At 65.2% G+C, this 25,654-nt stretch carries 21 protein-coding genes and 1 other RNA gene; 15 read left to right on the plus strand and 7 right to left on the minus strand.

The window, feature by feature from the left end:
- Positions 1-2: 2 nt before the first annotated feature.
- The 4 genes from P6U30_RS32875 to P6U30_RS32890 all read right to left on the minus strand — a co-directional run bounded on the left by P6U30_RS32875 (position 3) and on the right by P6U30_RS32890 (position 2,257).
- Entirely contained in the window at positions 3-581 is a 579-nt protein-coding gene (locus P6U30_RS32875; RefSeq protein ID WP_407166882.1) for a 5-formyltetrahydrofolate cyclo-ligase, read from the minus strand.
- Positions 582-829: 248 nt separating this feature from the next.
- Positions 830-990, minus strand: a non-coding RNA gene (ssrS, locus tag P6U30_RS32880) — 6S RNA.
- Between the two features lie 566 nt (positions 991-1,556).
- Positions 1,557-1,940, minus strand: coding sequence for a cell division protein ZapA (locus tag P6U30_RS32885; protein ID WP_407148646.1), 384 nt, complete (start codon positions 1,938-1,940; stop codon positions 1,557-1,559).
- The gene (locus tag P6U30_RS32890) at positions 1,937-2,257 is read right to left on the minus strand and encodes a DUF4164 domain-containing protein (protein ID WP_407148647.1); all 321 of its coding nucleotides are present in this window, start codon (positions 2,255-2,257) and stop codon (positions 1,937-1,939) included. The genes P6U30_RS32885 and P6U30_RS32890 overlap by 4 nt, the downstream gene beginning before the upstream one ends.
- Before the next feature lie 334 nt (positions 2,258-2,591).
- On the opposite strand from P6U30_RS32890, the gene tkt reads away from it, so the two are divergent.
- The 8 genes from tkt (at position 2,592) to P6U30_RS32930 (ending at position 12,242) form a co-directional block, all read left to right on the plus strand.
- Positions 2,592-4,574 carry a transketolase gene (tkt, locus tag P6U30_RS32895; protein WP_407166883.1) on the plus strand — a complete coding sequence of 661 codons (1,983 nt, stop codon included), beginning with the start codon at positions 2,592-2,594 and terminating at the stop codon, positions 4,572-4,574.
- A 164-nt stretch (positions 4,575-4,738) separates the two neighbouring features.
- Entirely contained in the window at positions 4,739-5,746 is a 1,008-nt protein-coding gene (gene gap / locus P6U30_RS32900) for a type I glyceraldehyde-3-phosphate dehydrogenase (RefSeq protein ID WP_407166884.1), read from the plus strand.
- 157 nt (positions 5,747-5,903) lie between these two features.
- A complete protein-coding gene (locus P6U30_RS32905; protein ID WP_407166885.1) occupies positions 5,904-7,100 on the plus strand; it encodes a phosphoglycerate kinase in 1,197 nt (398 codons plus the stop codon).
- A 55-nt stretch (positions 7,101-7,155) separates the two neighbouring features.
- On the plus strand, positions 7,156-8,223 hold the full coding sequence (gene fba / locus P6U30_RS32910; RefSeq protein WP_407166886.1) for a class II fructose-bisphosphate aldolase: 1,068 nt from the start codon (positions 7,156-7,158) through the stop codon (positions 8,221-8,223).
- A 179-nt stretch (positions 8,224-8,402) separates the two neighbouring features.
- A complete protein-coding gene (locus P6U30_RS32915; protein ID WP_407166887.1) occupies positions 8,403-9,428 on the plus strand; it encodes a class I fructose-bisphosphate aldolase in 1,026 nt (341 codons plus the stop codon).
- The gene (locus P6U30_RS32920) at positions 9,429-10,106 is read left to right on the plus strand and encodes a thiamine phosphate synthase (RefSeq protein WP_407166888.1); all 678 of its coding nucleotides are present in this window, start codon (positions 9,429-9,431) and stop codon (positions 10,104-10,106) included.
- A 7-nt stretch (positions 10,107-10,113) separates the two neighbouring features.
- Entirely contained in the window at positions 10,114-11,208 is a 1,095-nt protein-coding gene (locus P6U30_RS32925) for a tetratricopeptide repeat protein (RefSeq protein WP_407166889.1), read from the plus strand.
- Positions 11,209-11,447: 239 nt separating this feature from the next.
- Positions 11,448-12,242, plus strand: a complete 795-nt coding sequence (locus tag P6U30_RS32930; protein ID WP_407148655.1) for an inositol monophosphatase family protein — start codon at positions 11,448-11,450, stop codon at positions 12,240-12,242.
- Between the two features lie 95 nt (positions 12,243-12,337).
- On the opposite strand, the gene P6U30_RS32935 is transcribed toward P6U30_RS32930, so the two are convergent.
- Together P6U30_RS32935 and P6U30_RS32940 are read right to left on the minus strand one after the other, a co-directional pair.
- Positions 12,338-15,493: a multidrug efflux RND transporter permease subunit gene (locus P6U30_RS32935; RefSeq protein WP_407166890.1), complete on the minus strand. Its 3,156-nt coding sequence runs from the start codon at positions 15,491-15,493 to the stop codon at positions 12,338-12,340.
- A gap of 6 nt (positions 15,494-15,499) precedes the next feature.
- A complete protein-coding gene (locus P6U30_RS32940) occupies positions 15,500-16,708 on the minus strand; it encodes an efflux RND transporter periplasmic adaptor subunit (protein WP_407166891.1) in 1,209 nt (402 codons plus the stop codon).
- Positions 16,709-17,194: 486 nt separating this feature from the next.
- Here P6U30_RS32940 and P6U30_RS32945 point away from each other — a divergent pair, with 486 nt between their 5' ends.
- The 4 genes from P6U30_RS32945 to P6U30_RS32960 all read left to right on the plus strand — a co-directional run bounded on the left by P6U30_RS32945 (position 17,195) and on the right by P6U30_RS32960 (position 20,176).
- Positions 17,195-18,181: a flagellar motor protein MotA gene (locus P6U30_RS32945; RefSeq protein ID WP_407166892.1), complete on the plus strand. Its 987-nt coding sequence runs from the start codon at positions 17,195-17,197 to the stop codon at positions 18,179-18,181.
- Between the two features lie 15 nt (positions 18,182-18,196).
- Positions 18,197-18,580: a VOC family protein gene (locus P6U30_RS32950; RefSeq protein WP_407166893.1), complete on the plus strand. Its 384-nt coding sequence runs from the start codon at positions 18,197-18,199 to the stop codon at positions 18,578-18,580.
- On the plus strand, positions 18,581-19,609 hold the full coding sequence (locus tag P6U30_RS32955; protein ID WP_407148660.1) for a peptidoglycan -binding protein: 1,029 nt from the start codon (positions 18,581-18,583) through the stop codon (positions 19,607-19,609).
- Between the two features lie 117 nt (positions 19,610-19,726).
- Positions 19,727-20,176 (plus strand): GNAT family N-acetyltransferase, encoded by a 450-nt coding sequence (locus P6U30_RS32960; protein WP_407166894.1) that lies wholly within the window; start codon positions 19,727-19,729, stop codon positions 20,174-20,176.
- Between the two features lie 906 nt (positions 20,177-21,082).
- Here P6U30_RS32960 and P6U30_RS32965 read toward each other — a convergent pair.
- Positions 21,083-21,385, minus strand: coding sequence for a PilZ domain-containing protein (locus P6U30_RS32965; RefSeq protein ID WP_407166895.1), 303 nt, complete (start codon positions 21,383-21,385; stop codon positions 21,083-21,085).
- 306 nt (positions 21,386-21,691) lie between these two features.
- Here P6U30_RS32965 and P6U30_RS32970 point away from each other — a divergent pair, with 306 nt between their 5' ends.
- From P6U30_RS32970 to P6U30_RS32980, 3 genes are all read left to right on the plus strand, one after another.
- Complete coding sequence (locus tag P6U30_RS32970) at positions 21,692-23,209, plus strand: AMP-binding protein (protein WP_407166896.1); 1,518 nt, start codon at positions 21,692-21,694, stop codon at positions 23,207-23,209.
- 144 nt (positions 23,210-23,353) lie between these two features.
- Positions 23,354-24,325, plus strand: a complete 972-nt coding sequence (locus P6U30_RS32975; RefSeq protein ID WP_407166897.1) for a S1C family serine protease — start codon at positions 23,354-23,356, stop codon at positions 24,323-24,325.
- 199 nt (positions 24,326-24,524) lie between these two features.
- On the plus strand, positions 24,525-25,589 hold the full coding sequence (locus P6U30_RS32980) for a phospholipase (protein WP_407166898.1): 1,065 nt from the start codon (positions 24,525-24,527) through the stop codon (positions 25,587-25,589).
- Positions 25,590-25,654: the final 65 nt, after the last annotated feature.

Below are 25,654 nucleotides of genomic sequence, written 5' to 3' on the forward strand. Positions count from 1 at the left end.
TGCTAGGCACTCCGGAAATCGAACGTCTTGCGTTCCGTTAGCACATAATCCAGCGGAACGTCGTGCGACAACGCCGGGATCGCCTTGGTTTCCTGGGCGGCGAACGCCAGTCCGACGCCGATGACATGCTTGGCCTTGCGCAGATGCGCGAAGGTATAGTCGTAATAGCCGGCGCCGTAGCCGATGCGGTGGCCGAGCCGGTCGAAGGCGGCCAGCGGCACCAGCATCACATCAGGATGCACCTCGGCCGCAGCCGGCGACGGCTCCGGGATGCCGAGCGGCCCAAGCATCAGCCTCTCATGCGGCGCCCAGGCGCGGAACGTCAGCGACTGGCCGCGCGCATTGATGCAGGGGAGCGCGAGCCGCGCGCCGTTGGCCGCAAGCTTCAGCATCAGCGGTGTCGGATCGATCTCGCTGCGGATCGGCGAATAGCCCGAGACGATCATGCCTGAGGTGATCTCGAACGGTGCGCCGCGCTTGGCCAGCGCCTCGGCGGCAGCGCGGCGTTGCTCGTCGCTCAGCGCGTCGCGCTTGGCCAGCGCGAGCGCCCGGAGTTCGGCCTTCGATGGAGATGCATGCATGACCATCTTCCGCTGTCATCGTCCGCGACAGCGGACAATCCACCATTCCAGAGACGCCCCTGTCTTGCGGCCAAGCCGCGGCGTACTGGACACCCCGCATCGACGGGGCAGGCACTGCTAGTCAATCAAACCGCCGCAACGAAAAACATCACAAACCGAAAGCACGATCCGGAAAAATGCGAAGCGTCTTCCGAGGAGATCATGCTCAAACACAGCACGAAAGCGCGATGACCTCATCGCGCTTTGAGTGCGAAGCCGCAGAGGCCGTTGGAGCGCTCGATCCCGGAGTTCCCTACGAAAGTAGGTGGGCACCATATGTCCGGGTCCACGGACCCGGCCAGGGACAGTTCCCTAAAGGATCGATAAGGCCCCGGGGATATATGGCTCCTGACGCACGACGCAGCTTCGCGAGGCTAATGTAGCCATCGTTGCCGCAATCCGCCAGCGGTAACAGAGACGCAGAGCTCACGCTTTCTCTTCATCCACCCCTGGATGGCACTTGCGGGAAGACGCGTTGGCAAAATATCGAAAAACAACCCCATGCAAAGTAGCCGGCGGTGGCTGGCGTTCGATCAGGCTACTTGACGCGTCGGGCAACTCACCGATATTCTTCCAATATTCCGAAATCAAGCAGACGCACGCTCGCCCCAGGGGGCATATGGCGTTTGCGTGCTTCTGCAACCGACGTTTCCACGTCGTCATGGCCGATAGCGATATGCGATAGCTCGCCCCACCAGGCAGGGCAATTGCACATGCCGCCTTGGGCGGCTGCGCACCTTGGGCGGCTGCGCACGTCCTCGGTCTCGTGGTTCGAGACGCGCCGCAAGCGGCGCTCCTCACCATGAGGGTCTACTAGTGTGCCGCAAAAACAAGACTTCATCCTGAGGAGCCCGCCAAAGGCGGGCGTCTCGAAGGATGGGCCACAGGGCGTTTTTCTCCCAAATGCAATTGCCCTACCCCGCCAGGGGAGGGTGATCACCCGATCGCGATCCCGCCGCCGACGGTGCGGTTGAGCACCTGCGTGGTGTGCTCGATCCGCTCGGCCGCAGCGTTGAGCGCGTTGCAGACGGCGACCTGAGTCGCGCGGGCGCGGTCGGCCGCGGCCACACGCGCGTTGCGGAGCTGTTCGACCTCTTCCTCGAGGTTGCGGATGCGCGATCCGGCGTCGACCAGTTCGTCGCAGGCGGTGAGCGCCGCCATCACCGTGAGCCGCGCATCACCGATCTCGCCGAATTTGCCGCGCAGCGATTCAATGCGCTGCTCGAGGTTTTCCGCGAGCTTGAGCAACCGCACCTCCTGGCCTTCTTCGCAGGCCATCCGGTACTGCCGGCCATTGATGGTGACGTTGATGTGGCTCATCTCGTCTCTCCGCTCTCCAGCACGGCGCGGATGGTGCCGATTGCTGCGTCGAGCTTTTCTGCGATCTCGCGATTGGCGCGCTCGAGCTTGCGCGTCTTGACCAGCGATCCGTCGAGCTCGTCGGCGAGCCTGGAGCGATCGGCGCCGAGCGCCTGAATGCGGCTCGCCAGCTCGTTCTCGTCGCGATCGGCCTCGCGCCGCCGCTCCACCGAGCTCTCCAACGCATCGAGCGCCGCCATCAGCCGCTTTGTCGCAGCATCGATATCGGCAAGTGGTGCCTCGGTATTGCCAGACCCGTTGGCGGGACGATCACTCATGACACGCGGCGCGGACCTTCATCAGTTGGTCTTGGGTAGCCTGCTTGAGACAAGCCTGCCGCACGGCAAAACCGGCGTATCGGCAAGCGGTTAGGGGATGAAATTTACGTGGCGAGCGAGGCCAGCGCAATGTCGCTGCAGAACTATGCACCGAACAATCGAAACGGCCGATTTCGAGCAACTTTTCCCCGTTTTGGGGCGTTTGATCGCCTTGGACTTGAGGATTTGAGGTGCTAATCCACCCCGCAACCCCGTAAGGCCATCACGCGCGTGTCGCGGCTGCCCGCCCCGATGCGTCCCGCAACCAACTCCTCATTTCAGGCGGACTTTCATCATGACGCAAGTCGATCACACCCGTATGGCCAATGCGATCCGTGGCCTTGCCATGGACGCCGTCGAGAAGGCGAATTCCGGCCATCCCGGCCTGCCGATGGGTGCTGCCGACATCGCCACGGTGCTGTTCACGCAATTCCTGAAATTCGATGCGGCCGACACGGCCTGGCCCGATCGCGACCGCTTCGTGCTGTCGGCCGGCCACGGCTCGATGCTGCTCTATGCCTTGCTCTACCTCACCGGCAACAAGGACATGACGCTCGATCAGATCAAGCATTTCCGCCAGCTCGGATCGACGACGCCGGGACACCCTGAGAATTTCCATACCAAAGGCATCGAGACCACCACCGGCCCGCTCGGCCAGGGCATCGCGACCGCAGTCGGCATGGCGCTGGCCGAGAAGATGCTCGCTGCCGAGTTCGGCAAGAAGATCGTCAACCACCACACCTATGTGCTCGCCTCGGACGGCGACCTGATGGAAGGCATCTCGCAGGAAGCGATTGCGCTCGCCGGCCACTGGCGGCTCAACAAGATGATCGTGCTGTACGACGACAACGGCATCTCGATCGACGGCCCGACCTCGATCGCGGATTCCGTCGACCAGGTGAAGCGTTTCAAGTCGGCCGGCTGGGCCGCAGAGCTGATCGACGGCCAGGACCCGCAGGCGATCGCCGCCGCGATCACCCGCGCGCAGAAGTCGAACAAGCCGTCGCTGATCGCCTGCAAGACCACGATCGGCTACGGCGCGCCGCACAAGGCCGGCACCGCCAAGGCGCATGGCGAGGCGCTCGGCGCCGACGAATTGAAGGCCGCCAAGGAGAAGCTCGGCATCTCGCTCGAGCCGTTCTCGGTGCCCGATGACGTGCTGAAGGCCTGGCGCGAAGCCGGTGCCCGCGGCGCCGCCGCGCACAAGGCGTGGGATGAGCAGTTCGCCCAGCTCGGCAGCCGTAAGCGCGCCGAGTTCGAGCGCCGCATCCGTCACGAGCGTCCGCAGTCGCTCGCCAAGGCGCTGCGCGCGCACAAGAAGGCGCTCCTGGAAAATCCGCTCAATGTCGCAACCCGCAAATCGTCGGAAGCCGCGATCGAGGTGATCGCCGCGGCGATGCCGATGGAATTCGTGGCCGGCTCCGCCGACCTCACCGGCTCCAACAACAACAAGGCGAAGTCAGCGGTAGCGTTCGGGGCCAAGACGCCGAAGGGCCGCTTCATCCATTACGGCATCCGCGAGCACGGCATGGCGGCGTGCCTCAATGGCATCTTCCTGCATGGCGGCTTCGCGCCGAACGGCGCGACCTTCCTGGTGTTCACCGACTATGCGCGCGGCGCGATCCGGCTGTCGGCGCTGATGGGTACCGGCGTCGTCTACGTCATGACCCACGACTCGATCGGCCTCGGCGAGGACGGCCCGACACACCAGCCGGTCGAGCACCTCTCGGCGCTACGCGCGATGCCCAACATGCGCGTGTTCCGTCCGTGCGATGCGGTCGAGACCGCCGAGTGCTGGGAACTGGCGCTCAACCGCGTCGAAGGCCCGACCGTGCTGGCGCTGACCCGCCAGAACCTGCCGCAGCTCCGCACCACGGCGCCGAACGACAACCCGTGCAGTCACGGCGCCTATGAGCTGGTGCCGGCGCAGGGCGACGCAAAAGTGTCATTGTTCGCCTCCGGTTCCGAGGTCCAGCTCGCGGTCGAGGCGCAGAAGCAGCTCGCCGAGCGCGGAATCGCGACGCGGGTGGTTTCGGTGCCGTCGCTGGAATTGCTGCTGACGCAGCCCGCCGAGCGCCAAAACGCCATTATCGGCAACGCTCCGGTCAAGATCGCGGTCGAGGCCGCCGTGCGCTGGGGCTGGGATGCCGTGATCGGCCACGATGGTGAATTCGTGGGCATGCACGGTTTCGGCGCCAGCGCCCCGGCGAAGGACCTTTTCAAGCACTTCGGCATTACTGCCGAGGCCGTCGTTAACGCTGCGCTGAAGCGCGTCTGACGCCGGCCAGACGCCCGCCGGCCGAAGGTTGAGCTTGCCGCGAAAAAGGATTACCAAAGCTCCATCTTTTCCGTCCGCGCCCGGCCGAACCGGGCGTTCCGCCGTAAAACCCTCGTGGGAGGTCTCCCGCGGGGCGGGCATCAGCTTTTAGAGGAGAGACGAGCATGGCAATCCGCGTCGCGATCAACGGGTTTGGACGTATCGGCCGCAATGTGTTGCGGGCCATCGCGGAGTCCGGCCGCAGGGATATCGAGGTGGTCGGCATCAACGACCTCGGCCCGGTCGAGACCAACGCGCATTTGCTGCGCTTCGATTCCGTGCACGGCCGTTTCCCCGGCACCGTGACCGTCGAGGGCGACTCGATCAGCGTCGGCGACAGCAAGATCAAGGTCTCCGCTGAGCGCGATCCCTCCAAGCTGCCGTGGAAGGCCCTCGGCGTCGACGTCGCGCTGGAATGCACCGGCATCTTCACCGCGAAGGACAAGGCTTCCGCGCATCTCAGCGCCGGTGCCAAGCGCGTGCTAGTCTCGGCCCCCGCTGATGGCGCCGACGCCACCATCGTCTACGGCGTCAACCACGAGACGCTGACCAAGGACCACATGGTGATCTCGAATGGCTCCTGCACCACCAACTGCCTGGCTCCGGTCGCCAAGGTGCTGAACGACACGGTCGGCATCGAGACCGGCTTCATGACCACGATCCACGCCTACACCGGCGACCAGCCGACCCTCGACACCCTGCACAAGGACCTCTATCGCGGCCGCGCGGCGGCGATGTCGATGATCCCGACCTCGACCGGTGCGGCGAAGGCGATCGGCCTCGTGCTGCCGGAGCTGAAGGGCAAGCTCGACGGCGTCGCGATCCGCGTGCCGACCCCGAACGTCTCGGTGGTCGACCTCAAGATCGTCGCCAAGCGCGCGACCGACGCCAAGGAGATCAACGAGGCGATGAAGCGCGCCTCCGAGCAGCAGCTCAAGGGCATCCTCGGCTACACCACCGCGCCGAACGTCTCGATCGACTTCAACCACGATCCGCACTCGTCGACCTTCCACATGGACCAGACCAAGGTGCAGAACGGCACGCTGGTGCGGGTGATGTCGTGGTACGACAACGAGTGGGGCTTCTCCAACCGAATGGCCGATACCGCCGTCGCGATCGGAAAGCTGCTCTAAGACAGACGATCCTGATGCCCGGCCTTGTGCCGGGCATCATCGTCTTGCTCCTCCGTCATCCCGGGGATGGTTCGAACGACCAGCCCCCGAATCTCGAGATTCCGGGTCGCTATTCCACATCGCCCGGGAATGACCGCTCAGAGTTCGAGTTGACCCCATGACAAAATCATTCCGCACCCTCGACGACATCGACATGAAGGGCAAGCGCGTGCTGCTCCGCGTCGACCTCAACGTCCCCATGGAAAATGGCCGCGTCACCGACGCCACCCGGCTCGAGCGCGTCGCTCCCACCATCACCGAAATTTCCGACAAGGGCGGCAAGGTGATCCTGCTGGCCCATTTCGGCCGGCCGAAGGGACGCGATCCCAAGGAGTCGCTCAAGCCGGTCGCCGAGGCGCTGTCGCGGGTGATCAAGCGCCCGGTCGCCTTTGCCGACGACTGCATCGGCGACGCCGCGGCCAAGGCGGTCGCAGCGCTGAAGGACGGCGATATCCTCTGCCTCGAGAACACCCGCTTCCACAAGGAAGAGGAAAAGAACGACGCCGGCTTCGTCGCTGAACTCGCAAAGCTCGGCGACATCTGGGTCAACGACGCATTCTCCGCCGCGCACCGCGCTCACGCCTCGACCGAAGGCCTCGGTCACAAGCTGCCGGCCTATGCCGGCCGCACCATGCAGGCCGAGCTCGACGCGCTCGGCAAGGCGCTGGAGGCGCCGACCAAGCCGGTGATCGCGATCATCGGCGGCGCCAAGGTGTCGACCAAGATCGACCTTCTGGAGAACCTGGTGACCAAGGTCGATGCGCTGGTGATCGGCGGCGGCATGGCCAACACCTTCCTGCACGCGCAGGGCGTCGCGATCGGCAAGTCGCTGGCCGAGAAGGATCTCGCCGCCACCGCGCTCAAGATCCTGGACAAGGCCAACGCCTCGAATTGCGCGATCATCTTGCCGGTCGACGCCGTGGTCGCCAGCCAGTTCTCGGCCAATGCGCCGTCGCATGCCTACGGGCTCGACGCGATTCCCGCCGACGGCATGATCCTCGACGTCGGCCCGCAATCGATCGCGCGCATCCATGCCGCGATCGACGATGCGGCAACGCTGGTGTGGAACGGACCGCTCGGCGCCTTCGAGCTGACGCCGTTCGACCGCGGCACGGTGGTCTCGGCGAAGCATGCCGCCGAGCGAACCAAGGCGAAGGAGCTGATCTCGGTCGCCGGCGGCGGCGACACCGTCGCGGCGCTGAACCAGGCCGGCGTCGCCGGGGATTTTTCCTACGTCTCGACCGCTGGCGGCGCATTCCTCGAATGGATGGAAGGCAAGCCGCTGCCCGGCGTCGAAGTTCTGAAGAAGGGCTGAGGGCTAACTCACATCCGATCACGCGCGAAAGCGCTGCAATACAGGGAGAAAATGAATGGCTCGCATCACGTTGCGGCAACTGCTCGATCACGCGGCTGAGCATGATTACGGCGTTCCGGCGTTCAACATCAACAATATGGAGCAGGCGCTGTCGATCATGGCCGCAGCCTCCGAGGTTGACGCCCCCGTCATCATCCAGGCCTCGCGCGGCGCGCGCTCTTATGCCAACGACGTCATGCTCAAGCACATGATGGACGCCGTCACCGAGATCTATCCGCAGATTCCGGTCTGCGTGCATCTCGACCACGGCAATGAGCCCGCCACCTGCATGACGGCGATCCAGGCCGGCTTCACCTCGGTGATGATGGACGGTTCGCTGAAGGCCGACGGCAAGACCCCCGGCGACTGGGACTACAATGTCGGCGTCACCAGGACCGTGACCAACATGGCCCATCTCGGCGGCATCTCGGTGGAAGGCGAGCTCGGCGTGCTCGGCTCGCTCGAGACCGGCATGGGCGACAAGGAAGACGGCCACGGCGCCGAGGGCAAGCTGTCGCATGACCAGTTGCTCACCAATCCCGATGAGGCCGTGAAGTTCGTCAAGGAGACCAAGGTCGACGCGCTGGCGATCGCGATGGGCACCTCGCACGGCGCCTACAAGTTCACCCGCAAGCCCGATGGCGACATCCTCGCCATGAACGTGATCGAGGAGATCCATCGCAAGCTGCCGAACATGCATCTGGTGATGCACGGCTCGTCCTCGGTGCCGCAGGAGCTGCAGGACGTCATCAACGCCAATGGCGGCAAGATGAAGCCGACCTGGGGCGTGCCGGTCGCCGAGATTCGGCGCGGCATCAAGAACGGCGTGCGCAAGATCAACATCGACACCGACAACCGCATGGCGATGACCGGCCAGATCCGGAAGGTGCTGAAGGACAATCCGGAAGAGTTCGATCCGCGCAAGTACCTGAAGCCCGCCATGGAGGCGATGACCAAGTTGTGCAAGCAGCGGCTGCAGGAGTTCAATACCGCGGGCCAGGCCAGCAAGATCAAGCGGGTGCTGACCACGGCGGAAATGGCCAAGCGCTATGCCGCAGGCGAGCTCAACCCGAAGGTCGCCTGACGGGATCGTCGCCTGACAACATTAACGGCGGGACATCGCTTCTGACGCAGTTGGGAACGGTGTCCCTGCCTAACGGGCCGCCGCCGCAACCTGCCGGCCGCGACGAACGTTTTCTAGGCAATTGCCCGAGAACCGCCTATTTTGGTTTGCAAAGGCAATGCGCTCCGGAGGACGTCTCGATGAATCTTGCTGACCTCAACAAAGTCGCCCTCGCCATGGTCACCCCGGGCAAGGGCATCCTCGCCGCTGACGAATCCACAGGCACCATCAAGAAGCGATTCGACGCCATCAAGGTCGAATCGACCGAGGAGAACCGCCGCGACTATCGCGAGATGCTGTTCCGCTCGCAGGAGGCGATGAGCAAGTACATTTCCGGCGTCATTCTCTACGACGAGACGATCTGGCAGAACGCCAAGGACGGCACGCCGCTGGTCAAGCTGATCGAGCAGGCCGGCGCAATCCCCGGCATCAAGGTCGACGAAGGCACCCAGCCGCTGCCCGCCTGCCCCGGCGAGCTCGTCACCGTCGGCCTCGACAAGCTCGCCGAACGGCTGAAGAAATATTACGAGCGCGGCGCGCGCTTCGCGAAATGGCGCGCGGTGATCGATATCGGCTCCGGCATCCCCACCATGACCGCGATCCGCGTCAATGCGCACGCGCTGGCGCGCTACGCCGCGCTGTGCCAGGCCGCGCAGATCGTGCCGATCGTCGAGCCCGAAGTGCTGATGGACGGCGACAACGACATCGACCGTTGTTACGACGTGACGCAGCGCGTGCTGAACAGGACCTTCCAGGAATTGCGGGTGCAGCGCGTCGCGCTCGAAGGCATGATCCTGAAGCCGAACATGGCGATCTCCGGCAAGAAGTGCGCCAAGCAGGCCTCGGTCGAGGAGGTCGCCGAGAAGACCGTCCGCCTGCTCAAGAGCTGCGTGCCGGCCGCGGTCCCCGGCATCGCGTTCCTCTCCGGCGGGCAGAGCGACGAGGAAGCGACCGCGCATCTCGACGCCATGAACAAGCTCGGCACCCTGCCCTGGCATCTCACCTTCTCCTATGGCCGCGCGCTGCAGGCCGCACCGCAGAAAGCGTGGTCCGGCAAGCCCGACAACATCGCCGCAGGCCAACGCGCCTTCTCGCATCGCGCCCGGATGAACGGGCTGGCGAGCACCGGCAAATGGAACGCCGGCCTCGAGAAACAGGCGGCATAGTTGGCGACCAAGCCCGTTCCGCCGCGGCCGGCGCCGCGCCTCTATCTCGCGACGCCGCCGGTCGACGAGCCTGCGCAGCTTGCGGCTGAGCTCGCCGATCTACTGGCCGCGGCCGACGTCGCGGCGGTGCTGGTGCGGCTCAGCGAGACCGATCAGCGCACCATGATCTCACGCGTCAAGGCGCTGGCGCCTGCAATCCAGAATGCCGGTGCGGCGCTGCTGATCGACGGACATCCCGAGCTCGTCGCCCGTGCCGGCGCCGATGGCGCGCATCTGAGCGGTCTCGCTACGATGGAGGACGCCCTGCCGTCGCTGAAGCCCGACCGCATCGTCGGCGTCGGTGGTCTTGCGACGCGCCACGATTCCATGGCCGCGGGTGAGGCCGGCGCGGACTACGTGCTGTTCGGCGAGCCCGACGCCAATGGACAGCGGCCCTCGGTCGAGGCGATCGCCGAGCGGCTGCAATGGTGGGACGAATTGTTCGAGCCGCCCTGCGTCGGCTTCGCCGTCTCGCGCGAGGAGGCCGAGGCATTCGCGACAGCCGGTGCGGATTTTGTGCTGGTCGGTGACTTCGTCTGGGCCGATCCGCGCGGCGCGAAAGCCGCCCTGATCGACGTCGGTGAAGCGCTTGTGCAGGCGCACGCCAGGACGATCGGAAAGGCCAGGGCCGAGGGATGACGCCGGAATGAAGTGCCTGCGTCAGATAGGTGTTGCGCTCGGCTGCACGATGCTGGCGAGCGGCGCGGTCGCGCAGCTCTCGATCACGCCGCCGGCGCAGCAGGCGCCGGCGCCAAAGAAGGAGGCTCCGAAGGAGCACAAGCCGAAGGTCCATTCGCCGGTTGCCAAGAAGCCGGCGCCGAAGCCTGCCGCACCGCCCGCGGCCGCCGCAACCCCCACTCCGTCGCCTTCGCCGCCCCCGACGACAGCCTTCGAAGACCCCAACGTCGACCTCGTCTACGGCGCCTATCAGCGCGGACTGTATAAGACCACCTTCGACCTCGCGACTGCGCGCGCCCAGTACAACAACGACGCCAAGGCGATGACGATGCTCGGCGAGCTCTACGCCAACGGGCTCGGCGTCAAGCGCGACTACGTCAAGGCCGACGAGTGGTACAAGCGTGCCTCGGACTCCGGCGACCGCGAGGCGATGTTCGCGCTCGCCATGATGAAGATCGCCGGCCGCGGCGGGCCGATCGACAAGGATTCCGCGGTCAAGCTGCTGGCCTCGGCGGCCAAGCTCGGCGAGCCCAAGGCGGCCTACAATCTCGCGCTGCTTTATCTCGACGGCCAGACCCTGCCCCAGGATCTCAAGCGCTCGGCCGAGCTGCTGCGCATGGCGGCCGACGCTGGCAGCCCTGAAGCACAATACGCGCTCGCAACGTTCTACAAGGAAGGCACCGGGGTGCCGAAGGACCTGGAAAAGGCGGCGCGACTGCTGCAGGCCGCCTCTCTCGCCGACAATGTCGACGCCGAGGTCGAATATGCCATCGCGCTCTACAACGGCACCGGCACGCCGCGGAATGTGCCGGCCGCGGTGGCGCTGCTGCGCAAGGCGGCCCGGCAGAACAGCGCGATCGCGCAGAACCGCCTCGCCCATGTGCTGGCGACCGGCGCGGGTGCGCCGCTGGACAAGGTCGAGGCGCTGAAATGGCATCTGGTCGCGAAGACCGCCGGCAAGGGCGACCCCGACCTCGACGACATCCTCGCCGACATGTCCGCCGAGGACCGCGCCAAGGGCGAGGCGGCCGCCCGGAAATGGATCGGAAACAACGTCAAATGACGCCTTGACGGCGCCACTTCCAGAGGGCACCCAGTCGGTGAACCCAAGGCGGTACCCTCTCACCCCGTCATCCTGAGGTGTGAGCCTTGCGGCGCAATCGCGCCGCCGGGCGAGCCTCGAAGGAGGCACGGCCCGGCTGGCGGCCGTGCATGCTTCGAGACGCGCGTTCCGCGCTCCTCAGGATGACGGGACTACTTTTGAACCCGCCCCGCACGATCACACCAAAGAAATCATCCATCATGCTCTACTCCGCCCTCATCAATGTCATGGTCAAAGCCGCGCGCCGTGCCGGCCGCAGCCTCAAGCGCGACCTCGGCGAGATCGAGCATCTCCAGGTGTCGATGAAGGGGCCGGCGAATTTCGTCTCGCTCGCCGACAAGCGCGCCGAGGAGATGCTCTACACCGATCTCGCCAAGGCGCGTCCGGGCTACGGCTTCCTCGGCGAGGAAGGCGGCAAGCGCGAGGGCACCGACAAGAGCCATACCTGGATCGTCGATCCGCTCGACGGCACCACCAACTTCCTGCACGGCATCCCGCAGTTTGCGATCTCGATCGCCCTCGCGCGCGAGGGCACGGTGATCGCGGGCGTGATCTACAACCCCGCCAATGACGAGCTCTATATCGCGGAGCGCGGCAAGGGCGCCTTCCTCAACGACCAGCGCCTGCGCGTCGCCGGCCGCCGCCAGCTCAACGAATGCGTGGTCGCCTGCGGGCTGCCGCATATCGGCCGCGGCAACCACCAGGTGGCGCTGCAGGAGATGGCCGCGCTGCAGACCAAGGTTGCGGGCTTCCGCCGGTTCGGCGCCGCCTCGCTCGACCTCGCCTTCGTCGCTGCCGGCCGCCTCGACGGCTATTGGGAACGCAATCTCAGCCCCTGGGACATCGCGGCGGGTCAAATCATGGTCAAGGAGGCCGGCGGCACGGTGTCCGGCATCCAGGGCAACGACGACCCGCTGCAGACCGGCCACGTCGTCTGCGGCAACGAGTTCGTGCACGGCGAGTTGATCAAGATCCTGAAGCCGCTCGGGCAGTAGACACTCGTCATGCGCGGGCTTGACCCGCGCATCCATCAACCTTCGCGAAGAGTCGCCGCTTCGATGGATGGCCGGGTCAAGCCCGGCCATGACCATCAGCGCGTCCCCGGCGCCGGCGCCGGTGGACCGTACACCTCACCCTTCTCCGTCGCCTGCTCCCGGTCGCCGGCCAGCACGCGCTGCACGCTGACGAAGAACACCGGCACCAGCAGCAGCGCCAGGATCACCACCGCGATCATACCGCCCATCACTGATGTGCCGAGCGCTTGCTGGCTGGCGCCGCCGGCGCCGGTCGCGATCGCCATCGGCAGCACGCCGCAGACGAAGGCAAGGCCCGTCATCAGGATCGGACGGAAGCGCAGGCTGCACGCCTCAATCGTCGCCGCGACCAGCGGCTTGCCCTGGGTGCGCAGGTCCTTGGCGAATTCGATGATCAGGATCGCGTCCTTGGCGGCGAGACCGATGATGGTGATCAGGCCGACCGTGAAATAGACGTCATTGGGCAGGCCGCGCAGCGTCGCCGCCACCACGGCACCGAGAATGCCGAGCGGCACGGTGAGCAGCACCGCGAGCGGAATGGTCCAGCTCTCATAGAGCGCCGCGAGCAGCAGGAACACCACCAGCACCGACAGCGCCAGCAGGAACGGCGCCTGCGAGCCCGACAGCTTCTCCTGCAGCGACTGGCCGGTCCATTCATAACCGAAGCCGCGCGGCAGCTTGTCGGCCAGCCGCTCCATCTCGGCGATCGCATCGCCCGAGGTGAAGCCGGGTTTCGCCTCGCCGGAGATGCGCACCGCCGGATAGTAGTTGAAGCCCGCGATCTGCGTCGGTCCCTTCGACCATTCGATGGTCGTGAAGGCCGAGAACGGCACCAGTTGGCCGCGGCTGTTCTTGACGTTGTAGTTCAGGATGTCGTCCGCATTCATGCGGCTGGTCTTGTCGGCCTGCACGATGACGCGCTGCATGCGCCCGCGGTTCGGGAAGTCGTTGATGTAGTTCGAGCCGAGGTTGGTCGAGATCGTGTTGTTGATGTCCTCGAAGGTGACGCCGAACGCGCCCGCCTTCTCGCGGTCGATCATCAGATTGACCTGCGGCGCCGGCGGCAGGCCTTCGACATAGACCTTCTGCAGGATCGGGCTCGCGTTGGCTTCGGTGACGAGGCGGTCGGACGCGGCGATCAGCGCCGCATAGCCCTTCTGGCCGCGGTCCTGCAGGCGGAACGAGAAGCCCGAGGAGTTGCCGAGATTGTCGATCGGCGGCGGCTGCAGCGCCGAGATCCGGGCATCGCGGATCGACGACAGCTCGCGGTTGATGTCGGCGACGATGGCGGCCGCGGAATCCTTCTCACCCCGCTCCGACCAGTCCTTCAGGGTGATAAAGGCCTGCGCAGTATTCATACCCTGGCCGAGGAAGCTGAAGCCGGTGAGAAACGTCACGTTCTCGATGCCGTCGCGCTGCAGCAGATACTTCTCGACCTTCTCGACGGCGGATTCCGTGCGCGCGTAGGACGATTCCGACGGCGTCTGCACGTCGGTCGTGATGAAGCCCTGGTCGTCGACCGGCAGGAAGCCGCCCGGCAGCCGCACGAAGCCGTAGGCGACGCCCGCAAACAGCACGGCATAGATCAGCATCAGGCGGCCGGTGCGCTTCAGCGAACCCTGCACCGTGCGCGTATAGCCGGCGCGGCTGGTGTCGAGCACGCGGTTGAACCAGCCGAACACGCCCTTGCGCGCATGGCCGTGGCCCTTCTGCACCGGCTTGAGCAGCGTCGCGCACAGCGCCGGCGTCAGCGACAGCGCGAGCAGCGCCGAGAACGCGATCGCCGCGACCATGGTGACCGAGAACTGGCGGTAGATGATGCCGACCGAACCGGGGAAGAACGCCATCGGCACGAACACCGCCATCAGCACCAGCGTAATGCCGATGATGGCGCCGGTGATCTGCGACATCGCCTTCTTGGTCGCTTCCTTGGGCGGCAGGCCCTCCTCGGCCATGATCCGCTCGACGTTCTCGACCACGACGATGGCATCGTCAACGAGGATGCCGACCGCCAGCACCATGCCGAACATCGTCAGCATGTTGATCGAAAAGCCCGCGATCATCAGCGTGGCGCAGGCGCCAAGCAGCGCCACGGGGACCACGATGGTCGGGATGATGGTGTAGCGGATGTTCTGCAGGAACAGGAACATCACGATGAAGACCAGCACCACCGCCTCGACCAGCGTCATCAGCACCTTCTTGATCGAGGCCTCGACCACCGGCGTGATGTTGTAGGGGATGTCGTAGCCGATATTGGCCGGGAAGAAGCGCGACAGCTCCTTCATCTTGGCCTCCACCGCGCTCGCGGTCGCCAGCGCATTGCCCTTCGGCGACAGCAGCACCGAAAGACCCGCGGTCGACTTGCCGTTCAGGCGCGTGTTGAACTGATAGCTGAGACCACCGATCTCGATCCGTGCGACGTCGCGCAGGCGGACCGTCGAGCCGTCATTGTTGGCGCGCAGGATGATTGCGCCGAACTCGTCGGGCGAGGAGAGCTGGCCCTTCACCAGAACCTGCGCGGAGATCTTCTGCGTATCGGTGCTCGGCTCGGCGCCGATGCTGCCCGAGGCCACCTGGGCGTTCTGCGCCGTGATCGCCTTGTTGACGTCGTCGGCGGACAGGCCGTAGCCGACCAGCTTGGCCGGATCGATCCAGATGCGCAAGGACCGCTCGGTCGAGTAGAGCGTGGCGCGGCCGACGCCGGGGATGCGGCGGATCTCACCCAGCACGTTGCGGATCATGAAGTCGCCGAGCCCCACCTCGTCGAGGCTGCCGTCGGTCGAGTTCAGCGTGATGATCTGCAGCACGGCGGAGGAGGCTTCCTCGACCAGGATGCCCTGCTGGATCACGGCGCGCGGCAGCCGCGCCTCGACGCGCTTGAGGCGGTTCTGCACCTCGACCGAGGCCTGGCTGGTGTCGGTGCCCGGCTTGAAGTTGGCGATGATCTCGACCTGGCCAAGCGAGTCGCTGGTGGACTCGAAGTTCAGGATGTTGGCGGCGCCGTTCAGCTCCTCCTCGATCAACCGCGTGACGCTGTTGTAGAGGTTCTCCGGCGACGCGCCGGGATAGCTGGTCGAGATCGAGATCGAGGGCGGCGCGATGATCGGATATTGCGCGACCGCGAGCAGCGGGATCGAGATCGCGCCGATCAGACAGATGAACAGCGCGACGACCCAGGCGAAGATCGGCCTGTCGATGAAGAAGCTAGGCATCGACGATCACCGCTGGACGTGGGCGGCTTGCTGCGCGTCCGTCGCGGTTTCGGCCGTCGCGTCGACCTGCTTCCAGAGATGCGGCCGCACCTTGTCGCCGGCGGCGAATTTCTGGAAACCCTCCACGACGACCTTGTCGCCGGCCTTCAAACCATCGGTGACGAACCACTGACCGGCCTGCAACGAGCCGGTGCGAACGGCCTGCACCGCCACGAGGTTGTTGTCCTTGACGACGTAGACCTCGCTGCCGCCGCCGCCATTGCGCTGGATCGCCTGCTGCGGCACAGCGATTGCGTCGGAATCGATGCCCTGCTCGATCTGCACGCGCACATACATGCCGGGCAGCAACACGCGGTGCGGATTCGGGAACTCGCCGCGCAGCGTCACCTGACCGGTATAGGCGTCGACCTTGGCGTCGGAAAACAACAGTTTGCCCGGCAGCGGGTACAGCGAGCCGTCGTCGAGCACGAGACGGACCTTCAACGCATCGGGCGCGATGCGGTCGAGATCGCCTCTCTCGAAGGCGCGGCGGAGCTGGTGCATCTCGCTGGCCGATTGCTGGAAGTCGGCATAGATCGGGTCGATCTGCTGGATCGTCGCCAGGCTCGTGGCATCGTTCTGCACGACGAGCGCGCCCTCGCTGACCAGCGCCGCGCCGACGATGCCGTCGATCGGCGCCCGGATCGTCGCATAATCCAGGTTGAGCTTGGCGCGCGCGACTTCGGCCTCGCGGCCCTGAACGTCGGCCTCCGCCTGCTTCAGCGTGGCGATCGCCTTCTCGTTCTCGGCCTCCGGCGCGGCGCGCTGGCTGGTCAAGGTCGCGATGCGGCGAGCCTGCAACGAGGCCTGCTCGAGCACCGCCTTGGCGCGCGACAGCGCGGCCTCGGTCGACTGCAATTCCACCTCGAACGGGCGCGGATCAATCTGGTAGAGCGGATCGCCGGCCTTGACCTCGCTGCCCTGGTGGAACATGCGGTTGACAACGATGCCGGACACGCGCGGGCGCACCTCGGAGACGCGTGTCGGCGCGATCCGGCCCGGCAACTCGCGGACCATGGCGCGTGCCTGCTGCTGCACGGTGACGACACTGACGTCCGGCTCGGGTGCCTGCGCGGCGGCGGTCGCGGTGTTCGGTTCGTCGCAGCCCGCAAGCAATGGCGCCACCACGGCCAGCATCAATGCAATGCATGCCGATTGCGCGCGAAGTCCAGACATCGGAAAGGTCGCCCTGATTGGTGTGAACACAGAAATGGCGGTGCCGCATCGACACCGCTTCGTTGACCGGCAGAAAATAAAATGTGCTTGCTGCGACGCAATGCATTCCGCGGGCGGCTCATTGTCACACAAGCCTATCGCCCTGAAACTGCGGCATCTTTTGTCGACTCACTGGATTGTGACGAAGGTTCCATCGCAAGCTGTGGTCTCCATTAAGGGATGTGTGCGCGGGAACGCGGTAATGGCGTGCGCGCAACGGCCGCATTTCGCACCTTTGCGTCGAATCGCCTCGTCCGCCGATCGGGATGGTGCGAACCGCACGGCGCGCGTGAGCAACCGGAACGTCTGCTCAAGGTGTGTGCGAAAGGCCGCCGTCAACCGAAGATTCCCGGTTCGTGGACCGGATGCGGCTTTCCTTACTTTCCTCCCTCCGCCGCTGTGCCATATTGATCGCAGATGCGGCCTTCGCGAACGGATGATCCGGCAATGCCCCCTTCCCGCTCCGACATGGAGATCGAATTGAGCAAGCTGTCCTCGCCCCGGATCTTCCTGGTGCGGATGCTGGTGTTTCTGGTGCTCTGCGGCCTGGTCGGGGTCGTGCTGTACAAGCAGATCGTCACCGCCTTCTTCGCCAATCCCGGGCTGAACGCGCTGATCGGCGCGGTGCTCCTGATCGGCATCATCCTGGCGTTCCGCCAGGTGATCCGGCTCTATCCGGAAGTCGCCTGGGTCAACAATTTCCGCATCGCCGATCCCGGCCTTGCGATCGACCGCCGCCCGAAGCTGCTGGCCCCGATGGCCGCGATCCTCGGCGGCGAGCGCACCGGGCGGATGAGCATCACGCCGCAGACCATGCGGCATCTGCTCGATTCGATCGCGACCCGGCTCGACGAGGCCCGCGACATTTCGCGCTACATGACCGGCTTGCTCGTGTTCCTCGGCCTGCTCGGCACCTTCTGGGGCCTGATCGAGACGGTAGGTTCGGTCGGCAAAGTGATCGACAGCCTCAAGGTCGGCGGCGATGCCGGCGCGCTGTTCGATGCGCTGAAGGAGGGCCTTGCCGCGCCGCTCGGTGGCATGGGCATTTCGTTCTCGTCCTCGCTGTTCGGCCTTGCCGGCTCGCTGATCCTCGGCTTCCTCGACCTGCAATCGAGCCAGGCGCAGAACCGTTTCTACACCGACCTCGAGGACTGGCTCGCCACCACCGTGCGCGGCATTTCCGGCGAGGAGTCCGCCGTCGGCGGCGAATTGCAGGGCGCGATCGACCGGCTGCGCACCGCGGTCGAAGAGGGCGGCGGCAACCGCGGCAGCACGGCCGCGATGGCCAATCTCGCCGAGGCGATCCAGGGCCTGGTTGCGCATATGCGCACCGAGCAACAGATGATCCGGGAATGGGCCGACGGCCAGGGCGAGCAGAACCGCGAGATCAAGCGCCTGCTCGAGCGCCTCGCCCGCCAACCCGAGAAGAGCTGAACCACGGAGGTCAGTTTGCTGGACCACGTCACACTCGGCGTCCGAGATGTCGAACGCTCGAAAGCCTTCTATGACGAGGCGTTGCGTTCGCTCGGCATCAGCCGCCTCTATGCAGAAGGCAACCGATTTGCGGGTTACGGCATCCGGCCAAAAGCCTTCTTCTGGATCGGCGAGCGCAACGTGATGCAGACCGGCGCGCATATTGCGTTTACAGCCAGTGACCGCGCCACCGTGGACCGATTCTACGAGGACGCGATCAAGGCCGGCGGCAGGGATAACGGACGGCCCGGAATTCGGCCGCACTATCATGCAAACTATTACGGCGCCTTCGTGCTCGATCCTGACGGCCACAACATCGAGGCCGTCTGCCACGCGCCGCAGCAAACGAAGGGAATCTGAATGGCCCTTGCCCGCACACGCCGCAGCGAATCCGCCTTCAACTACTGGCCCGGCTTTGTCGATGCTCTGTCGACGCTGGTGCTGTCGATCGTGTTCCTGCTCACAGTGTTCCTGGTGGTGCAGTTCTTCCTGTCGCAGGAGGTCACCGGCAAGGACAAGGCGCTGGAGCAGCTCAACGCCAAGATCGCCCAGCTCAACGACCTCCTGTCGATGGAGAAGCTCGGCAAGCTCAACCTCGACGACCAGATGGCGCAGTTGCGCGCCAGCCTCGCCACCGCCGAGGGCGAGCGCGACCGCATGAAGGGGCTCTATGAGGGGCTTGCGAGCTCCGGCAACGATGCACAGGGCCGCGCCAACGAGCTCAGCAAGGCGCTGGAATCCGAGAAGGGCGTCTCCGCGCGCGCGATGGCACAGATCGAGGTCTTGAACCAGCAGATCAGCGCGCTGCGCCGCCAGCTCGCCGCCCTGGAAGAGGCGCTCGACGCCTCCGAGAAGCGCGACAAGGAATCGCAGAACCGCATCACCGATCTCGGCCAGCGCCTGAATGTCGCGCTGGCGCAACGGGTGCAGGAACTGTCGAAATACCGCTCCGAGTTCTTCGGCCGCCTGCGCAGCATCCTCGGCAACCGCCCCGATATCCGCATCGTCGGCGACCGTTTCGTGTTCCAGTCCGAGGTGTTCTTCGACACCGGACAGGCAACGCTGCTGCCCGAGGGCAAGACCGAGCTCGACACGGTGGCCAGCGCGCTGATCGATATCGACAAGAAGATCCCGAGCGAGATCCCCTGGGTGCTGCGCGTCGACGGTCACACCGACGTGCGGCCGATCAGCAGCCCGGTGTTCAAATCGAACTGGGAGCTGTCCTCGGCGCGCGCGATCTCGGTGGTGCAGTATCTGGTGTCGCTCGGCGTGCCGCCACAGCGCCTCGTCGCCGCCGGCTTCGGCGAATTCCAGCCGCTCGACACCGGGCAGAACGACGACGCCTACAAGCGCAACCGCCGCATCGAACTGAAGCTGACGGAGAAATGACGAGACCCATGGCCTCGCTGCCAAGGCATCTTCACGATCGCGCGAAAGGAAGATGCCGGGGACATCTGCACTCGGACGCGCGTCGCGCTTTTGCCCGGGCATGACAATGGTTCTTCGATGACCGCTCCCTTTCGCCTTCGTCCCTATCGCGCCGCGGACGAGGACGCCGCGATCGAGCTGTGGCGCGAGACCTGGCAGCAGGCTTATCCGTCGATCGATTTCAACGCGCGCTTGGCGTGGTGGCGCGAGCGCTGGCGCAGCGAGCTGGTGCCGAACGCTTCGATCATCATCGCCGAGCAGGACGATGCGCTGATCGGCTTCGTCACCATCGATAGGCAGGGCTATCTCGATCAGCTCGTGGTCGATCCCGGTCACTGGGGCTCGCCGCTCGCAAGCGCGCTGGTCGACGAGGCCAAGCGGCTGTCGCCCGACGGCGTCACGTTGTTGGTCAACAAGGACAACGCCCGCGCCATCCGCTTCTACCAGCGCAACGGCTTCGTGCATGCCGGCGAGGACATCAACCCGACCTCGGGTCGGCCAGTGCTGAAGATGGCATGGACGCCGTGAGGGGGAAAAGCACAACGCCCGCTGCTGTCGTCCCTGCAAAAGCTGTCAAACGCGTTGCGCGGACATGACGGTGATGGAGCTAACCACCGCTCTCGCCCACTCGTCGTCCCTGCGCAAGCACTAGGGCATCTACATGTCTTCCGGAGTCTTCTCAACGACTTAGCTTAGCAACGCAGAGAAACGCCGCACTTTTGCTAAGCTCTGCTCGCGAAATGGCGTCATCGAGTGGCAAGCAAGTCCTTGATCGAGAGTCACTTTTCGGTCCGGAAAAGATGTGTAGATGCCCTAGTGCGCAAGCAGGGACCCATACGCCGCAGCGGATGTTGCGTGAACGCGACTCGGCGTTCCAGCATCGCTGAACAATGACTAACTGTGGTTATGGGTCCCTGCTTTCGCAGGGACGACACCTGGGAATAGTTCTCGCTCGATGTCTCATGCCGTCATTGCGAGGAGCGCAAGCGACGAAGCAATCTATCGCGCCGCGCCGGCGTGGATCACGAAAACAAGAAGGTGCCGATCAGCAGACCTGCCGCAAACGCCCAAAGCCCCAACGTGCAAGCTGAAACGACGCGTGCAAAGTTGCGCAAGTCCACGTCTTGCAGACTATCGTGAGCGCGATCCGTCAATTGCTGGCACCCCCCTGCGGTGGCCGCCGTGACATCTCTGACGTAGCAGACAGTCTCCACCCCATAAGCGCCCAAATGAAGGCGACAAATGGTCATGCCGGCTCACGCATTTACGCAATGCACGGAGCAGTGCGTAACGCGTCGCGAAGGGCTGGTACGCCCGACACCCTTTCCTCGAGATTACCAGCTTTATTCAAAGCCGAGCAAGACACGAAGGTGGGCCGCCGCAAGATATCGCTCAAAGATAGAGACTTGTAACGGCCCTGTCGGCCGCCGGCCTTCAGCCCGAGGCCTGGCCGTCCGCTGGCTCCGCCGCGATGAATTTGAGCCCATAGGTCTTGCCGCGGCGCCAGACGACTTCGCAAGGATGGCGTTTGGAATGATCGGCCAGCAGCCTCAGCGCGAGCCGGTCCTTGACGTCGAATACCAGTTCGGTCGTGATCTTGGCGCCGCCCGGCGAGACGTCGACCACCGCGCATTCGCTCTCGGTCACGCCATCATCGACCGTGATCCAGGCTGCGCGGTTGTTGAGCTGGCGTCGCGGCTCGCGACTGACCTTCACCCGTGCCCCGTTGCTCGCCATCGTCACGACCCTTGAGGACGTTGGGCGCCACGCGTCGTGTGACGCGGAGTGCGCACAACCGCTTCAGTCACAATGCCGCCCTTCCCGTAAAGTCCGGCTTAGCGCGATCGCTTGAACTTTACCGGAATCTTGACGCGGCTTTTAGCCAACACGGATTTCGCAATCGCATCAGCGGGATACCGATCGCACCGGAAACCTTCAACTTGACTCGGTGACGGCACTGTTGATGAAGTGCAGCCGTGGCATGCGCCACTCCCACCTGCAACAAGAGCGGCTCCAAGACGCCCCTTCCGACGGAAACGACCCATGCTGATCCCCTTAGCCGACGTGCCGCGCTGGTATGCCGAGCGCAAGCCCGCGGACGCCATCGCCGTCAGTCACGGCCACGACATGCTGACCTGGGAGCAGCTTGAGCGCAGGGCGAATGCGCGGGCGCGCGCCTTTGCCGCCAAGGGCGTCAAGCCGGGCGACTTCGTCGCGATCGGGCTGCCCAACAGCAACGCGTTCTTTGAAACCACCTTTGCGGTGTGGAAGTGCGGCGCGACGCCGACATCGCTATCCTGGCGGCTGCCGCGCGGCGAGGCGGCCGCGGTGCTCGACATCCTCAAGCCCGCGCTGGTGGTCGGCGGCGAGGCCGACTGGAACGCGCCGAACTCACTGCCGGCGAATTTTACGCCGGAAGGATTTTCCGACGAGCCGCTGACCGCGCCCATTCCGCGCTACTGGAAGGCGATGACCAGCGGCGGCTCGACCGGGCGACCGAAGGTGATCCTCGATCACGGTCCGGCGGTCCTCGAGACCACGGCACCGCTGCCGCTCGGGATTCCGTTCGAGGCATCGGTGCTCAACCCCGGGCCGCTCTATCACAACGCGCCGTTCATCCTGTCGCATTACGCGCTGGCCGGCGGTGGACGGCTGACAGGCATGGTCAAGTTCGATGCCGAGGAGACGCTGCGACTGATCGAAGCGAACCGCGTGCAATGGGTGAACTTCGTGCCGACCATGATGCACCGGATCTGGGCGCTGCCCGAGGAGGTGCGTACCCGCTACGACGTCTCCAGCCTGCAAATGGTGTTTCACATGGCGGCCCCGATGCCGCCGTGGCTGAAGGAGAAGTGGATCGAGTGGCTCGGGCCGGAGCGGATCTGGGAGCTCTATGGCGGCACTGAACGGCAGGGCGCCTGCGTGATCTCGGGCGTCGAATGGCTGGCGCACAAGGGCTCGGTCGGCAAGATCGGCGAGACCGCGAAGCTGCGCATCATCGGCGAGGACGGCAACGACGTTGCACCCGGCGAGACCGGCGAGATCTATTTCCTGCCCAATGACGGCGCCGGCACCACCTATCACTATCTCGGTGCCGCGCCGAAGCGGCGGCCGGACGGCTGGGAATCGCTCGGCGACATCGGCCGTCTCGACGAGGAAGGCTATCTCTATCTCGGCGACCGTCTCGCCGACATGGTGCTGCGCGGCGGCGCCAACATCTATCCGGCCGAGGTCGAGGCTGCGGTGAGCGAACATCCCGAGGTGCGCTCCTGCGTCGTGGTCGGGCTGCCCGATCCGGAATTCGGCCAGCGCGTGCATGCGATCCTCGAGCTCGCCGACGATGCGGATGCGCAGAGGATCGCCGACGGCATGGGCGACTTCCTGAGCGACCGGCTCAGCCGCTACAAGCATCCCGAGAGTTTCGAGCGCGTCGCGGTGGCACTGCGCGACGATTCCGGAAAAGTGCGCCGCACGCTGCTGCGCGACGAGCGCGCCGCCTGGATCAAGGAGGATCGCGCGTTCCGCATCATGCCGGCGCGCAAGACGTCAAGAGCCGATTGAGTTCAATTCATCTTGCGAGGAGCATGCCTGCACGCCACATGAGCTGTGCAGGCGGCCGCTTGGGGTATATCTTTTCACTTTCCCTGCCGGCAGAACCTCGGATTTACTCCGGGTTCCCTCGCCCTGCACGCCAGGAGACCCTTCATGCCCTCAATGACCGAATGGAAAGTGCCGCCGGCCTTTCAGCCTCGCTCCGAAGATTATCGTTTCGATCTCGATCGCGCGCTGATGAGTGTGGTCGGCCTGCATTCGATCATTCCGCCTGACGCCTTCAGCGCGGAAACGCTCGGCACCGAGCGCGCCGGCAATGGCGTGGTGATCGATGACGGGCTGGTGTTGACGATCGGCTATTTGATCACCGAAGCCGAGGCGGTGTGGCTGCATCTCGGCGACGGCCGCGTGGTCGAAGGACATGCACTCGGCTTCGATTTCGAATCCGGCTTCGGGCTGGTGCAGGCGCTCGGCCGGCTTGATCTCGACCCGCTGCCGATCGGCTCGTCGGCGGCGACAAGGATCGGCGACGATGTCGTGGTCGGCGGCGCCGGTGGCCGCACGCGATCGGTCGCAAGCCAGATTGCGGCGAAGCAGGAATTCGCGGGCTATTGGGAATATCTGCTCGACGAGGCGATCTTCACCTATCCGTCGCATCCGAACTGGGGCGGCACCGGGCTGATCTCCAACACCGGTGAACTGATCGGCATCGGCTCGTTGCAGCTCGAACGTGAGCGCTCGGGCCGCGCCGAACACGTCAACATGGTCGTACCAATCGACCTATTGAAGCCGGTGCTGAACGATCTGCGCAAGTTCGGCCGCGTCAACAGGCCGGCGCGGCCGTGGCTCGGCATGTACACGACCGAGATCGACGACCGCGTCGTCGTGGTCGGCATCGCCAGCAAGGGACCGGCAGCGCTCGCCGAACTGAAGACCGGCGACGTGATCCTCGCGGTCGCGGGCGAGAAGATGACGAGCCAGACCGACTTCTATCGCAAGCTCTGGTCGCTCGGCGCCGCCGGCGTCGACGTGCCGCTGACCGTCTACCACGAGGGCGTCACCTTTGACGTGACCTTGACCTCGATCGACCGCGCCAGGCTGCTGAAGGCGCCGCGGCTGCACTAGGGTGCAATGAGTTTCCGATCGATCGCTCTCCCTTCACCTCTCCCGCTTGCGGGGGAGGTCGCCGCGCGCAGCGCGGCGGGTGGGGGCTCTCTCCACTCAGGGGTCCTCGCTCGCGGCAATACCCCCACTCCAGCCCTCCCCCGCAAGCGGGAGAGGGAGTGCAATCCCGTCACGGCTCCAACCAAGAAAGATAGCACCGATGAGCGAGGCCGTGGTCGATAACATCGTGGCCGTGCTGCCACCACTCTTGCAGACGCTGGAATCGCTGTCCTTTGTCGCGCGCAATCTCAACCCGCCGGAGTTCGGGCGCGTCATGGAGATCGCGGGCGAGCCCGACGAGGCGTTGCAGGCAGTGCGGCCGCGGCTCGCCGACTGGCCGGAGAAATTTGCGCATATCAAGACGGCGCTGGATGCCGCCATCGACGCCGCGCTTGCGGGCTATGCCGGCCTGCGCGCGGTGCAGAACGGCGAAGGCGACCTCGTCAGCGTGTTTCGCGCGCTGCGCTATGGACCGCGGGCGCTGGAGGCGCTCTATCCGTTGACCGAGTTGCCGCCGGTCAGCAGCTTCTTCATCGCGCCGGAATTGCGCGAGGACGCCGAGTTGCAGGCCAAGCTCGCGGCCGTTCCCAATGACGACACCGGCGTCTTTCACGAGCGCAACGAGCCCGGCAGCCGCGGCGGCTTCTCGATGTACGTGCCGGAATATTACGCGCCGGATCGCGCCTGGCCGCTGGTGATGGCGCTGCACGGCGGCAGCGGCAACGGCCGCGGCTTCCTGTGGAGCTGGCTGCGCGATGCCCGCAGCCGCGGCGCCATCCTGGTCGCACCGACCGCGACGGGACAGACCTGGGCGCTGATGGGCAACGACAGCGATACGCCGAACCTGAACCGCATTCTCGACCAGGTGCGCCAGCGATGGCGCATCGACGAGACGCGCCTGCTGCTGACCGGCATGAGCGACGGCGGCACGTTCAGCTATGTCACCGGTCTCGACGGCGCCTCGCGCTTCACGCATCTGGCTCCCGTTGCAGCCACGTTCCATCCGCTGATGGCGGAGATGGCCGATGCTGATCGCTTGCGGGATCTGCCGATCTTCATCACCCATGGCCGGCTCGACTGGATGTTTCCGGTGCAGACCGCGCGGCAGACGCAGGGGCTGCTGTCAGCCGCCGGCGCCAGAGTGATTTATCGCGAGATCGACGACCTCAGCCACGCCTATCCCCGCGAAATCAACGGCGAAATATTGCAGTGGCTGAACGGGTGATTTGACGGCCGTCATCATTTCGCCATCGGAGCGCTCGCGTCAGCGGCCGGAACCAACCTCTCCGC

Source organism: Bradyrhizobium sp. ORS 111, assembly GCF_045571485.1.
Lineage (GTDB): Bacteria > Pseudomonadota > Alphaproteobacteria > Rhizobiales > Xanthobacteraceae > Bradyrhizobium.

Bases quoted from the DNA above. Each gene is read 5' to 3' on its own strand.
- P6U30_RS32875 (WP_407166882.1), bottom strand. From the start codon at position 581: ATGCATGCATCTCCATCGAAGGCCGAACTCCGGGCGCTCGCGCTGGCC.
- P6U30_RS32885 (WP_407148646.1), bottom strand. From the start codon at position 1,940: ATGAGCCACATCAACGTCACCATCAATGGCCGGCAGTACCGGATGGCC.
- P6U30_RS32890 (WP_407148647.1), bottom strand. From the start codon at position 2,257: ATGAGTGATCGTCCCGCCAACGGGTCTGGCAATACCGAGGCACCACTT.
- tkt (WP_407166883.1), top strand. From the start codon at position 2,592: ATGACGCAAGTCGATCACACCCGTATGGCCAATGCGATCCGTGGCCTT.
- gap (WP_407166884.1), top strand. From the start codon at position 4,739: ATGGCAATCCGCGTCGCGATCAACGGGTTTGGACGTATCGGCCGCAAT.
- P6U30_RS32905 (WP_407166885.1), top strand. From the start codon at position 5,904: ATGACAAAATCATTCCGCACCCTCGACGACATCGACATGAAGGGCAAG.
- fba (WP_407166886.1), top strand. From the start codon at position 7,156: ATGGCTCGCATCACGTTGCGGCAACTGCTCGATCACGCGGCTGAGCAT.
- P6U30_RS32915 (WP_407166887.1), top strand. From the start codon at position 8,403: ATGAATCTTGCTGACCTCAACAAAGTCGCCCTCGCCATGGTCACCCCG.
- P6U30_RS32925 (WP_407166889.1), top strand. From the start codon at position 10,114: ATGAAGTGCCTGCGTCAGATAGGTGTTGCGCTCGGCTGCACGATGCTG.
- P6U30_RS32930 (WP_407148655.1), top strand. From the start codon at position 11,448: ATGCTCTACTCCGCCCTCATCAATGTCATGGTCAAAGCCGCGCGCCGT.
- P6U30_RS32935 (WP_407166890.1), bottom strand. From the start codon at position 15,493: ATGCCTAGCTTCTTCATCGACAGGCCGATCTTCGCCTGGGTCGTCGCG.
- P6U30_RS32940 (WP_407166891.1), bottom strand. From the start codon at position 16,708: ATGTCTGGACTTCGCGCGCAATCGGCATGCATTGCATTGATGCTGGCC.
- P6U30_RS32945 (WP_407166892.1), top strand. From the start codon at position 17,195: ATGCCCCCTTCCCGCTCCGACATGGAGATCGAATTGAGCAAGCTGTCC.
- P6U30_RS32955 (WP_407148660.1), top strand. From the start codon at position 18,581: ATGGCCCTTGCCCGCACACGCCGCAGCGAATCCGCCTTCAACTACTGG.
- P6U30_RS32960 (WP_407166894.1), top strand. From the start codon at position 19,727: ATGACCGCTCCCTTTCGCCTTCGTCCCTATCGCGCCGCGGACGAGGAC.
- P6U30_RS32965 (WP_407166895.1), bottom strand. From the start codon at position 21,385: ATGGCGAGCAACGGGGCACGGGTGAAGGTCAGTCGCGAGCCGCGACGC.
- P6U30_RS32970 (WP_407166896.1), top strand. From the start codon at position 21,692: ATGCTGATCCCCTTAGCCGACGTGCCGCGCTGGTATGCCGAGCGCAAG.
- P6U30_RS32975 (WP_407166897.1), top strand. From the start codon at position 23,354: ATGCCCTCAATGACCGAATGGAAAGTGCCGCCGGCCTTTCAGCCTCGC.
- P6U30_RS32980 (WP_407166898.1), top strand. From the start codon at position 24,525: ATGAGCGAGGCCGTGGTCGATAACATCGTGGCCGTGCTGCCACCACTC.